Origin of the sequence: Arenibacter hampyeongensis (assembly GCF_002909255.1) — a bacterium.
GTDB classification, from domain to species: Bacteria; Bacteroidota; Bacteroidia; order Flavobacteriales; family Flavobacteriaceae; genus Arenibacter; species Arenibacter hampyeongensis.
The window spans coordinates 255,008-269,237 of sequence record NZ_PIOB01000002.1 but is presented as its reverse complement, the minus strand read 5'-3'; the positions used below and the strand labels follow the sequence as shown (position 1 = coordinate 269,237).

6 protein-coding genes and 1 pseudogene are annotated in these 14,230 nt (G+C 39.4%); all 7 read left to right on the top strand.

What is annotated here, in order from left to right:
* The first annotated feature begins 44 nt into the window (after positions 1-44).
* The 7 genes and pseudogenes from CWD91_RS06040 (at position 45) to CWD91_RS06010 (ending at position 14,213) form a co-directional block, all read left to right on the top strand.
* The gene (locus CWD91_RS06040; RefSeq protein ID WP_103440082.1) at positions 45-1,112 is read left to right on the top strand and encodes a carbohydrate-binding family 9-like protein; all 1,068 of its coding nucleotides are present in this window, start codon (positions 45-47) and stop codon (positions 1,110-1,112) included.
* Positions 1,113-1,170: 58 nt separating this feature from the next.
* Positions 1,171-3,498: a glycoside hydrolase family 20 protein gene (locus CWD91_RS06035; RefSeq protein WP_103440504.1), complete on the top strand. Its 2,328-nt coding sequence runs from the start codon at positions 1,171-1,173 to the stop codon at positions 3,496-3,498.
* A gap of 240 nt (positions 3,499-3,738) precedes the next feature.
* Positions 3,739-4,058 (top strand): annotated as a pseudogene (locus tag CWD91_RS23170) (endonuclease domain-containing protein).
* A gap of 347 nt (positions 4,059-4,405) precedes the next feature.
* Entirely contained in the window at positions 4,406-6,646 is a 2,241-nt protein-coding gene (locus tag CWD91_RS06025; protein ID WP_103440081.1) for a GH92 family glycosyl hydrolase, read from the top strand.
* 15 nt (positions 6,647-6,661) lie between these two features.
* Positions 6,662-8,908: a DUF4838 domain-containing protein gene (locus CWD91_RS06020; RefSeq protein WP_103440080.1), complete on the top strand. Its 2,247-nt coding sequence runs from the start codon at positions 6,662-6,664 to the stop codon at positions 8,906-8,908.
* A gap of 11 nt (positions 8,909-8,919) precedes the next feature.
* Entirely contained in the window at positions 8,920-10,404 is a 1,485-nt protein-coding gene (locus tag CWD91_RS06015) for an alpha-L-fucosidase (protein ID WP_239985669.1), read from the top strand.
* 416 nt (positions 10,405-10,820) lie between these two features.
* A complete protein-coding gene (locus tag CWD91_RS06010; protein ID WP_103440079.1) occupies positions 10,821-14,213 on the top strand; it encodes a SusC/RagA family TonB-linked outer membrane protein in 3,393 nt (1,130 codons plus the stop codon).
* Positions 14,214-14,230: the final 17 nt, after the last annotated feature.

Below are 14,230 nucleotides of genomic sequence, written 5' to 3'. Positions count from 1 at the left end.
CGAGGGTAAATTTAATGTTGATTAGAAACTATAAAAACTAAAATATGAAAACCACTTATTCCAACCAAACCAGAATCTGGTCATTGGTGCTTTTGCTTTTATCCATAGGCACTACCATATTAAAGGCTCAAGAGTTAGTACCTAGGAACTATATCGCTTTTAAGGCGAATGAAACCTTGGTTATAGATGGAAAAGGAGATGACGCTTCATGGCAAAAGGCCGCCTGGTCCCAAAATTATATTGATATCGAGGGTAAAATGACGCCTAAACATAAGACCAGGATGAAAATGTTATGGGATAACGATTACCTATATGTGATGGCGGAAATGGATGAGCCACATGTGTGGGCCACCTTAAAACAAAGGGATACCGTTATTTTTTATAACAATGATTTTGAAATTTTCATAGACCCCGATGGCGATACACATAACTATTACGAATACGAAATGAATGCCCATAATACACTTTGGGACCTGTTTCTTACCAAGCCGTATAGGAATCATGGAAAAGTGATCGACAGTTGGGATATTCAAGGTGTAAAATCAGCGGTAAGTATCGATGGTACATTAAATGATTCCTCCGATATGGACAAAGGATGGACAGTTGAAATAGCTATTCCGTGGAAGGTGATTACGGAAGCAAGCAATGGTAATGATGTGCCGCAGAACGATTTTTGGAGGATTAATTTTTCTAGGGTCAACTGGAATTTCGATTTAACGGATGGGAGGTATTCCAGAAAAAAGGATGATAAGGGCAAGTTCCTTCCGGAGTATAATTGGGTGTGGTCTCCCCAGGGAGTTATTAACATGCATGAGCCGGAGCATTGGGGCTATGTTTACTTTTCATCAGAAGTAGCAGGCGGAAAGGATAGTTTTTCAATTCCGCAGGACGATCATATAAAATGGCATTTGTATTCCCTGTACAGAGGAGTTTTGCAAGGGAAAAAGGATGCCGAAAAGCAAGTGGCAGCTCCTAAGAATATTTTGGGCAAGTCTATAAAACCCAATTTGGACAAACATAAATTTGGTTATAATATTTGGGTTAAAAGTCCATTTACCGGAAAGATATTGAAGATAAGTGAGGATGGCGAATTTAGAAGTGTTGATGAATAAAATGATGTGATCAAACAAAATTTTGGGGTGGTCAATGGAAATGTATAAAGGGAGTAAAATGAAAAAGACAATAATTCAAAGCTTTAGTGCGATTCTGCTAGTTGTCCTAGTAGGGTGTGGAGAGGAAAGTAGAACCATTTTTACGGAAAATGATATAAATATCGTTCCCAAGCCTTTGGAAATGAAATTTAGCCAAGGTGCTTTTCGCTTTAACAAGGATACCAAATTGGTGTCACCAAAGAATCAGGTGGAGGTTCTAAAGGTATTGCAGGATAAATTTACCGTAGCTGCCGGATGGAACATGGAGGTGGTGTCCGCAGTTCCCAACAAAAATTATGTTCAATTGTTATTGGATTCTAGCCTCAAAGACGAGGAATATACCTTAACGGTGACGGAAAATTATGTCAATGTAACTGCTAATGGCTATAGTGGTTTTTTATATGGATTGGAAACTATAAGGCAGTTGCTTCCGGTAGCAATAGAAAGCAAGGAGGTGGTCAATAAGGTAGATTGGGATGTTCCCAATGTGGAGATTAAAGATAGCCCTCGATTTAAATGGCGTGGTTATATGCTGGATGTTGCCAGACATTTTTTCGATAAGGATTATGTTCTGGCCACTATAGATCAATTGGCACTTTTGAAAATGAACACCCTACACTTGCATTTGGTAGATGATCAAGGTTGGAGAATAGAAATAAAAAAATACCCAAAATTAACGGAAGTAGGTGGTTTTAGGGTTGATCAAGAAGACATGCCTTGGAATGCAAGACCTACTCCGGATTTGGGAACAGAGACTACTTATGGTGGGTTTTATACCCAAGAGGATATTAAGGAAATTGTAGCTTATGCTGGCAGTAGGGGAGTTACTGTGGTTCCGGAAATAGAAATGCCGGCGCATGTAATGAGTGCTATAGCGGCATACCCTGAATTATCATGTTTTCAAAAACCGATCATGGTACCTTCTGGAGGGGTATGGCCCATAACTGAAATATATTGTGCTGGCAAGGATTCGACTTTCGAGTTTTTGGAGAACGTTTTATTGGAGGTTATGGAATTGTTTCCATCCCAATATATTCATGTAGGTGGCGATGAGGCTACAAAGACCAACTGGAAGATATGCACTGATTGCCAAAAAAGAGTTACAAATGAAGGTTTGGCCAATGTTGAGGAACTTCAAAGCTACTTTATTCAGCGTATGGAACGATTTTTAAGTTCCAAGGGAAGAATTTTATTGGGTTGGGATGAAATATTGGAGGGTGGTTTGGCTTCTGGGGCAACCGTCATGAGTTGGCGAGGTGTAAAAGGTGGAATGGAAGCTTCTGAGGCCGGTCACGATGTAGTTATGAGTCCAAATTCACATTGTTATTTTGATTATTACCAAGGAGACCAAGATGTTGAACCCTTGGCTTGGGGCGGTAATTTACCGCTAAGCAAGGTGTATCAATTTGATCCTGTAGTGGACGAAATGACGGTTGAGCAAGCTAGTCATGTTTTAGGTGGACAGGCTAATTTATGGACGGAGTATATCCCTACCAATGCCCAAGCGGAGTATATGACCTATCCACGTTTGGCCGCCTTGGCCGAATCGGTTTGGAGCAGTAAGGCAAATAGAAATTGGGACGATTTTTCAAATAGGGTAGGCAGCTTATTCGAAAGATATGGAATAATGGGGATTAATTACGCCAAAAGTGCCTATCAAGTATCAACTGAAACTTCGGTGGATCCAGAAAGTGCAGCTATTTCGATGGAGCTTAAATCGGAATTTCCAGACTCGGATATTCGCTTTACCCTGGATGGTAGCGATATTACTTCGGCCTCTGAAAAGTACACTGATCCAATAGACATCAAAAAGACGACCACCATTAAGGCACAAGTTTTTAAAGAAAACAAACCAGTAGGTGCCTTATTTGAGAAAACAATTACCTATCATAAAGCTGTTGGAAAACCTGTAACATATATTAAAAAATACCACGACAGTTATCAGGGAACCAAAGAATTGGGGATGGTAAACGTAGTTCGTGGTTCCAAAAATTTTCATGATGGCCAATGGCAGGGCTGGCTAGGTGGTGATATGGAATTGGTAATTGATATGGAGTCTCCTACGGAATTGGAAAAGGTCTCTGTTGGAGCCCTGGAAAATCAAGGTTCTGGAATCTACTTTCCTGTCCAAGTGGAGGTTTTGCTGTCAACAGACGGGAGGACCTTTAAAAGTGTGGCTATTGTTAAAAGAGAATATGCGGCTAATAATGGTTCGGAATTAAAGGATTTTGAGGTAAAAATTGAGGGACAAACCGCAAGATATATTAAGGTTATAGCAACAAATTTAGGCAATTCACCTTCGGGTGGTGGTTCATGGATGTTTGTTGATGAGGTAGTAGTGGAGTAATTTAGGTGTTCGGAAAACACACCCCTAACCCCTCTCAAGAGGGGAATTAATATCGTTAAGTTTAAAATGAATTGCTTAATAAAAAGGAGTGAAGTTTAAGAAGGTGTTGATTTATGCTGGATGCGAGTTTTTTTTTTGGATTATTTGAAAGATTGGCATTTTTGAAATTATAAGTTAAATCCTGTAGTTGGAGAGAACTCCCCTCTTGAGAGGGGCTGGGGGTGTGTAAAAGGAAAAACAATGAAAAAAGGAAAAATCATTCCTTATAATCCTAAGTTGAAAGAATTAGCTAGTGATTTGCGTAATAATAGTACGAAAGCAGAAATAATACTATGGTTAAAGTTGAAATCAGAACAGATGTATGGTTATGATTTTCAACGTCAGAAACCTATAGACACTATATTTTGGATTTCTTTTGCCAGGAACTTATGTTGGGAATAGAAGTTGACGGTTATTCACACGGTATAGTTGAGGTTTATGACAAGGATATTGTAAAAGAGGAGAGGATGAATAACTTGGGTATTGAAATTATACGTTTTACCGATGACCAAATATTGTAGGATATGGACAATGTGTTGAGGGCAATTGAAGCATATATCCAGGAATATGAAGAAAAAATTTAAAAACTCCTAACCTCCCGCCAATACGTGAGACAGGACCTTTCAAGTGGGGAATGTTTATCGGTGATTAAAATGTGAATCGTATTCCATAGGGCGTGGAATTTGGGAAGCAGAGATTTATTTCCTTATTCAATATTTCTTTGAAAACAATTGTAATAAATATGTTTTTTCTAGATGATAAACATAATGCTGAGGGTACAGAGAACTACCCTCATGAGAGGGGCTTGGGCTGTGTAAATATAAGATTGAAGCGCACTCAATGCAAACATAAATAGTAAAGAGCAACAATGAATTTACAAAACAAAATTTTAATAGTATTCAGTATTTATTCGTTTGTGGTTGCCGCCCAAAAAAAACCTGTAGATTATGTGAACCCCTTTATTGGGACTTCAAATTTTGGAACTACCAATCCAGGCCCGATTGCTATCAGAGGCATGGTCAGTGTTTCCCCTTTTAATGTGGCTGGGGCTGAAAATTTACCCCTGGAAAAAGACAGCCGATGGTTATCTACCCCATATATACAGGAAAACACTTTTTTGACAGGATATAGTCACGTTAATTTAAGCGGTGTAGGCTGCCCGGAGTTGGGGGTTATTTTGGCCATGCCAACCACAGGTGATTTGGAAGTTGAGCACCTCAAATATGGAACTACTTATTCCAATGAGGTGTCAAAAGTTGGGTACTACTCCAATACTTTGGATGACTACAATATAAAGGTGGAGGCTACGGCAACTACAAGGGTAGGGGTCAGCAAATATTTCTTTCCTAAAGGGGATGCAAATATACTGATCAATCTTGGTTTAGGATTGACAAATGAACAAGGCGCTACTATTAGGGTTGTTTCTCCAACGGAAATTGAAGGTGTGCGCAGTGTAGGTTCATTTTGTTATTACAAACCCGAGGAAGCCTATCCGGTATATTTTGTAGCACAATTTTCCACGCCTGCCGACGAGTTTGGAGTCTGGAAAAAACCTACGACTTATAAAGGAGCAGAGGGGGAATGGATGGGCTACAATGGAAAAACTCGGATAATGCCTGGTTATACAAAAGAAGTTGTAGGCGATAGTATTGGGGGCTATATGCGCTACAAATTTAAAGAGCCAACGGTTGTAGAAATGAAAGTAGGAGTCTCTTATGTGAGCATTGAAAACGCACGTGAAAATTTAAACAAGGAAACAACTACACGCAGTTTCGACCAAATCTTGACAGAGGCCAGAGCAATCTGGAATACATATCTATCCAGGATTGAGGTAGAAGGTGGTGAGGAAGAGGACAAGGTCAAGTTTTATACTGCCCTGTACCATACCCTTATACATCCCAGTACCTTAAACGATATTAATGGGGACTATCCAAAAATGAAAACTAGGGAAACCTTAAAAACCAAAGATACCCGGTATACCGTTTTTTCTCTTTGGGATACGTATCGGAATTTGCACCAACTTATGAGCTTGGTATATCCCCGGCAACAATCCGATATGGTGAAAAGTATGCTCCAGATCTATGATGAGAGTGGCTGGTTGCCAAAATGGGAACTAAATGCTACAGAAACCACGACTATGGTAGGCGATCCAGCGGGAATCGTAATTGCCGATACCTATTTGAAGGGTATTCAGGATTTTGATGTAGAAAAAGCGTATTCCGCTATGCTTAAAAGTGCCGATCAGATTGAAGCCAATCCCTTGCGGCCAGGACTTAAGGATTATTTGGAAAAAGGATATCTCACCACAAAAACAACGAATAGCGGTTCGGTATCCACCACTCAGGAATACAATATTTCGGATTATGCCATTGCCCAGTTGGCCAAAGCCTTGGGCAAAAAAGAGGATTTTAATCGCTTTTCCAAAAGATCGGTATCTTACCGAAACCTTTTCGATAAGGAATTTAATTTGTTAAGACCAAAAAATGATGATGGTAGTTGGTTAACGCCTTACAATCCAGAATCAGGAGCTAATTTTGAGAAGAATTTGGGTTTTATTGAAGGGAATGCCTGGCAGTATTCCTTTATGGTTACTCACGATACCAAAGGACTAATAAGACTTATGGGGGGAACAAAGGCCTTTACCAGTCGTCTTCAGGATGTTTTTGACAAGGGACAATATGATATGGCCAATGAACCGGATATTGCTTATCCATATTTGTTCAATTATGTGAGAGGCGAAGAAAAACGAAGCCAAAAAATGGTTTCGGATTTGCTCAATAAATATTACAAGAATGCTCCAGATGGACTCCCAGGAAACGATGATACGGGTACCATGTCCGCTTGGGCCGTATTTTCAATGATGGGAATATACCCCGTTAGTCCAGCAAATCCTATATATGCGATCACAACACCCAGATTCAATAAAATAACCATTCATTTGGATACCGATTATTACAAGCAGGAAAAACTGACAATTACTTCCAATTTTTCCGAAGAAAACCAGTTTATCGAAAACATAAGTATTCAAGGCAAAACTCATAAAGGTTACTTTATTACTCATGAAGAATTAGTGAACAGTAAATTATTGGAGTTTAAATTGAACAACTAGGTCTAAATTAAATTGATGATGAAAATATTAAATACAAAATTCAGAATTCTAGGACTCTTGCCCGTATTATTGATCCTGTCATCCTGTAATCTGGATGGGATAAAACTGGTTCATGAAGGCAAGTCGGATTATGAAATAGTACTTACTGGACAGGCTACTGAAAGTCTAAATAAATCCGCGGAGATACTGCAAAGTTATCTATTTGAGATAAGTGGAGTTAAATTGGATGTAGTTGATGAAGCTTCCCAACATGCTGAAAAGAAAAAGATATACTTGGGGAGCGATTACGAAAGGGATCATGACTTACATGGTATATCCATTAGGACCAAAAGTAATAACCTTCTAATTTCGGGAGGTTCTGCTAAGGCAACAAAATATGCAGTTTATGAATTCTTGGAGCGCTACTTGGGCTGTAGATGGTACGCTCCTGGCGTTGAGAAAATTCCAACTTCCCCAACAATTGACCTTCCAGGGATAGATTTTGAGTATACCCCGCCAATAACCACAAGAACGGTGCATTCTAAATTGTTTTATGATAATGCCGATTTTGCCGATAAGCATAAAGTGACTCATGAATCCTTTCCCAATTATGTGCCCAATGCAAGGGTACATACCTTCCATAAATTTTTGCCTGAAGAAAAATTTTATGAATCCAATCCGGAATATTATGCTTTGAGGGGCGATCAACGGTTGCCTACCCAATTGTGTTTAACCAATTCTGCTGTCTTGGCAATAGTAAAGGATTCCGTTGCATCCTTGTTTCAACAATATCCCAAGGCCAAGGTTTTATCGGTGAGTCAGGATGATAACCAGCAACATTGCCAGTGCGACAATTGTAGCAAAATAGATCAAGAAGAGGGAAGTGCATCAGGTACCATGATAAGGTTTGTGAACGAGGTGGCAGCATCTTTTCCGGACAAGACTATTTCGACTTTGGCCTATCAATATACCCGGAAACCATCTAAGACGAAACCGTTGGATAATGTATTGATTACACTTTGTTCAATAGAATGCGATAGAAGTGCGCCTATTGCAGAGAAATGCACCGATTTTGCAAACGATTTAGAGGGATGGGGCAAGTTGACCAACAACATAAGGATTTGGGATTATACTACACAGTTCACCAATTTTTTGGCTCCATTTCCCAATATCTATACCCTGCAGCCGAATATTGAATTGTTTAGGGATAACAATGCCAAGTGGGTTTTTGAACAGCACAGTAACAATCCCAGTGAACTTTTTGAACTTAGATCTTATATTACTGCCCAACTCCTTTGGAATCCTGATCAAGATATAGATGACCTCTTGACCGATTTTACCAACGGGTATTATGAAGAGGCGGGACCATTTGTAAAGAAATATATAACTAAAATTCATGCCAAGATAAAGGAGGATAATGATTTTTTCTTGTTCCTATACGGGGATCCATCCGAGGCATTCACCTCCTATTTGAATCCTGAGTTGTTGAACGATTATTTTCAACTTTTTAATGAGGCCGAAAAGGCGGTAGCAAAAAAACCGGAAATAGCGGCACGTGTTAAAATGGCGCGCTTAGGGGTAGATTACGCAGTATTGGAAGCTTGTAGAAAGCGGTTAACGGATGTATATAGACTTTTGATTCCCACTAGCGATGGTAAAAAGAGTATAAATCCTTTAGTAACCACCTTATTGGACAACTTTACGGCTACCTGTGCTAAGAACAATGTGGTATTGATGAACGAAATGGGTTTTACCGTAACTGAATATCTGGCTAATTATATGTCAGCCCTGGAAGTAGCTAGGATGCCGAACAAGGCCATGGGCAAGGCTGTGGTCACTAATACCCAACCAAAGAAATATGCCAAGGAAGATCCAATGGTCCTAACGGATGGGGCACTTGGCGGAAGCAGTTTTTATGCCAATTGGTTGGGATATGAGGGCAATGATATGGAAGTTGTTGTGGATTTGGGAGAACCAATGAAAATAAGTACTATTTCCTTGGCCTTTTTGCAGGTTACCAATCACATTGTATTTTTTCCAACTAAAGTGGCCTATTCGGGATCTCTGGATAATGAGCATTTCTTCAATTTAGGAACCGTTAATAATCCAACACCCTTGACCAAAGACAGCAAAGTGAACGATATCCAATTTTTTAAGTTGGATTTTGATGAAAAAAGGTCCCGTTATATAAAAGTAAGGGCTATAAACACAGAAACACCCTATTGGCATCACGCGGCAGGTCTTCCTTCCTGGCTATTTGCTGATGAAATCATAATTAATTAATCCAGAACAGCATGAAAATAATAAGAAACAAATTTATAGTGATGGCATTCGCCACCATCCTGGTTTTTCAAGGAATGAAGGCCCAGGCAATCTATGAAGATGAACGGTATGTTCCTGAAACCGATCCCATGGTACTTGAAAAGTTGGATCAATGGCAAGACATGAAATTTGGGCTTTTGATGCATTGGGGTACCTACAGTCAATGGGGAATTGTTGAATCCTGGTCCCTCTGTCCCGAGGAGTATGGTTGGTGTGAGCGGACCAAGGGCTCCAATCCCAGTGATTATAATACTTATAAAAAGGAATATGAAGGTTTGCAGAAGACCTTCAATCCTGTGAAATTTGACCCTGACAAATGGGCCAAGGCAGCAAAAAATGCGGGCATGAAATATGTTGTATTCACAACCAAGCATCATGATGGATTTTCCATGTTCGATTCCAAATACACGGATTATAAAATAACAGACCCTAAAACACCATTTTCAACCAATCCCAAAGCGAATATCACCAAGGAAATATTCAATTCCTTCAGGGGCCAGGGATTGTGGGCTGGGGCGTATTTTTCCAAGCCCGATTGGAATACCCCAACCTATTGGGATCCCTATTATCCACCACGGGATAGAAATGTTAATTATGAGCCTGAGGCCAATCCGGAAAAATGGCAGGAATATATAGATTTTACCCACAATCAAATATTGGAGTTACTTACGGATTATGGCAAGGTGGATATATTGTGGCTTGATGGTGGTTGGGTGGCCAAAACCCCAAAATCTGAAATAACCAATTGGTATGAGCAGCAGTTGGTAGACAATGACAATGGCTATTTAAAGCATCGTATCGTTAATCAGGATATTAAGATGGATGAATTGGTGGTCAAGGCCAGGGAAAAACAACCAGGTTTAATTGTGGTGGACCGTGCCGTTCACGGGAAAAACCAAAATTACCTGACTCCAGAAAATAGGGTGCCCGAAAAGCCACTTCCCTATCCTTGGGAATCCTGTATCATTGCCGGTGGTGGATGGTCCTATTCTTTTGATGCCAAATATATGTCCGGTCGTGAGGCCATACATACCTTAGTTGATATAGTGGCCAAGGGAGGAAATTTGTTATTGAATATTGCACCGAGCCCAGAAGGCGAGTGGGATGCCGGAGCTTATAAATTGTTAAATGAAATTGGGGATTGGATGGCTGTTAACAAGGAGGCTATTTATGGAACCCGGTCCATGGCACCTTTTAAGTTCGATAATGTATGTGTTACGGCCAAGCCAGATGGTACAGTGTATCTTACCTATTTAGTGGAAAAAGGGCAAACAGTGCTGCCATCGGAAATTGTGTTTCCGGACTATGCTCCATCCAGAGGTGCCAAGGCGCAGCTTTTGGGGACAGGACAAAGATTAAAATGGATCAAAAAAAGTAATGGAATGGCAATTCAACTTCCCAAAGTTGCAGAGGCTAATCTATTAAGTAAAGAGGCATTTGTGATAAAAATAAAATAAGAAAAAACGGTACCGTAAGGAGGTTTTATACTTATATATTGAGACCAGTTTTCTCGTTGCCTAAGGGTAATATTGATAGGAATTTATCTTAAGAAATAATCCAAAACCTTAGAATGCCATAGGAATCGTTCCAAGTTGGTTTTATTGACAAATAGGAAAGTTTTTACTTAAAATTATCAAAATTAAATTATATCCTGATGGAATTTATACCCGTCAGGATATTTTTTTGAGTAAAAATTAAAATTTTAACTATTCACGAAAATGATTTAGTAACCATGTCATCCAACCCGTGGCAGTAGTTATCAGTCGAATTAATTTCGGTTCGCGATTAAGAAACGGAAGATTTGTTAATTATTTAACATTAGGGGAGTCCCTTGTGATATTTTATTACACTTAACTAACTAAAATTTATTAGAATGATTAAAAAAATTCATTACTATTTTATGCTTACCGCATTTCTCGTAGTACAGGGATTGGTAGCACAGAACAAAACCGTTTCCGGTACGGTTAAAGATGATGTCGGTACTCCGTTGCCTGGAGTGAATGTGGTTGAAAAAGGTACAACAAATGGTGCCTCCACGGATTTCGATGGTAACTATTCTATTAATGTATCCAATTCTGCGACCTTGGTTTTCTCTTCTTTAGGGTTTACAACTAAGGAAATGGCGGTATCGGGTCAATCTACAATTAACATTTCTTTGGAAGAAGATTCCGAACAATTAGGTGAAGTTGTGGTTACTGCTTTAGGTATTAAGAGAGAGTCTAAGGCTATTGGTTATGCAATGACCGAGGTGCAAGGTGAGGAATTGGCTAGGATCAATGTTGTGAATCCTGTTCAATCCTTGCAAGGTAAGGCTCCTGGAGTTAGTATTGGAGCATCTGATGGAGGGCTTTTTGGGAACTCTAAAATTCAGATTCGTGGTGTATCCACTCTAAACTCAAGCAATAACCAACCGATCTTTGTAATAGACGGTGTTATTTTGGAAAATGGGACATCTGGAGCCAGTGCGGATTGGAATTCGTCATCCAATGATTACGGTAACATTTTGAAGAACTTAAACCCAGATGACTATAAGACAGTATCCATTCTTAAAGGTGCTGCTGCAACGGCATTGTATGGTTCTAGAGGTATCAATGGTGTTGTTTTAATCACCACTAAAGATGGTTCAGGGACTAGAGGTATTGGTGTTTCTGTAAGACAATCAGTAGGATTTGATATAGTTTACAAGGGGCCGGCTCTACAGAATGAATATGGACCTGGAACTTTGGCGGGTTATGTAAATTATGGTAATCAGGATAGTAGTAATAATTACTACAATTGGGATACCCAACAGTTTTCCTATAATTCCGATGGTCAACCATCCATGATCAATCATGCTGGTGGTGGTCTTAGTTATGGACCAAAATTTGACGGTAGGCCAATAGAGGATTATGATGGAAACATGGTTCCTTATGAGGCACAAAAGAATAATATGTTGGATGCCTACAGTACTGGTGTAAATACCAATACATCTGTCGCGGTGAGCGGGGGAAATGATAAAGGTAATTTTTATCTTTCCGATTCATACAATGAAAGGACAGGTACTTTACCCAATAATTCCTTTAAAAGAAATGCCTTAAGTTTTAGAGGTTCTTATAACCTGGCCCCATGGTTAAGGGCGAGTGCTTCAGTTTCTTTTACAGATTCCAATTCCCATAACCCGAGAAATGATATTTCTCAGGGATTTTTTGATGGTACTTTTGAGAGAAACTACAATACTTCAAAATACAAACAACAGCAGTATTGGCAAGCGCCACATGGTGGTGTGCCAAATGCAAATTTTGGAGACGAATTTACCAATGTTCCTAATAGAGGGCTATGGTTCGCCTATGAAAACAATAATAATTACCGCAAAGAAACTGTTGTTAGACCAATTGTATCTTTGGCTGCGGATGTAACCGATTGGTTGACAATTACTGCAGAAGGGAATATGAACCATTACACCACCGAATTTGAAGCAAAAAATTTGGGAAGTGGATTTGCCAATGAAGGAGGTTCTTATGAATTAAGACATGATAAGGATGTTGCGAAAACTGGAAAACTGATCTTTAATTTTAATAAGGATATAACTCCAGATTTATCGGCTAATCTTTTATTAGGTGGCGAGATTTGGGATCATAAGCAATCCTATACTAGAGCGTGGACCGATGGAGGTTTAATAGTTCCTGGTAGATTTTATATTGGTAACTCTTTAAGAACGCAAAGGGGTGATGGTGGTGTTTCTGATACCAAGCAGCTAAATTCCGCTTACTTTTTGGCGCATCTAGAGTATAGAGATCAATTGTTTTTAGATGTCACCGGGCGTAATGACTGGTCTTCTGCCCTGGTATACACAGATGGTACAGGTAATAACTCTTACTTCTACCCATCGGTATCCAGTTCATGGGTATTTAGTGAAGCCACTGGAACATCCAAATGGTTTACATTTGGTAAGTTGCGTGCTTCATGGGCACAGGTAGGAAGTGATACAAGTCCATATACAATCAACAGAGGTTATGGACAGGGAAGTATTGATAATGGAGGTAATTTTGTATACACCAACACTGTGAATACTACCTTGGTAGATAGAAGTATCAGACCTGAATTAAAAGATTCCTATGAGATTGGTGCAGATGTACGCTTCTTTAATAACCGCTTAGGGATCGATGTTGCCTATTACGATGAAACTATTTCAGAGCAAATTGGTAATGTTCCTTTGCCAAGTGAATCTGGATACAATAATCTACTTACGAACATTGGTACTTTGACAAATACAGGATTGGAAGTATCTGTAACGGGAACGCCTATTAAAAGCAATAATTTTAGTTGGAATACTACCTTAAATTATTGGGACAATACCACAAAAATTAGTGAGGTTCACCCTGATTTTGGTGAATACAAAAGTTTAGGTGGGGACATTACCTATGGTAATTTCCGTGTGGGATCTGTAGCTTTTGAAGGTGGCGAATATGGTGTGTTATATTCCGATAGTGCTCCAAAGAAATTTGAATCCACTGATCCAAGCCACCCGAACAATGGTAAAAATCAGCTGATTTGGGTAGATTCAAGAAGAGGTGCTTATTATGAAAGAAGCGGTGTTCCTGAAAAAGTAGGTAAGGCACAAGCAGATTTCGAGGGATCTTGGAATAATGAATTTAACATAGGAAACTTTAATATGTCCATATTGTTGGATGCACGTTATGGAGGTCATATGGCTTCTTATTCCAGTAGATATGGTACATCTTACGGTTATACCGAAAAGTCACTTCGTGGAAGGGATCCAGAACATGGTGGTTTAACATGGGCATCTGGTTATGCCGATGTACAGGGCACACAATTTAGTGATGGAGTAATACCAGATGGCGTATTTGCCGAAGGCCAAATGGTTACTGCTCCAAGCGGAACATCTGTGGATGTGGGAGGAATGACATACCAGGAAGCATTCGATGCTGGACATGTAGAACCAACACATGCTAGTTATTATAACTATCGTCGTAACTCCTGGGGTAACGGAGTAGTAAACGATGACTGGTTTTCCGAGGTTAAATATATTGCATTAAGGAATATATCTTTGGGGTATAATTTGCCAAAGATGGCTGCAAGCAAAATGGGAGCTAGAAATGTGTATTTAGGAATAAATGCTAGAAATGTTGCCTATTTGTACAACTCCTTGCCAAACGATATCAATCCAGAAAGTTTCAGGGGAACAACTAGTTCGGATTCTTTCCGTGAGCGTTCTTTTAGTCCTTATTTGGCTAGCTATACTTTTTCAATTGCTATTGACTTTTAATCATAAATAATTATAAA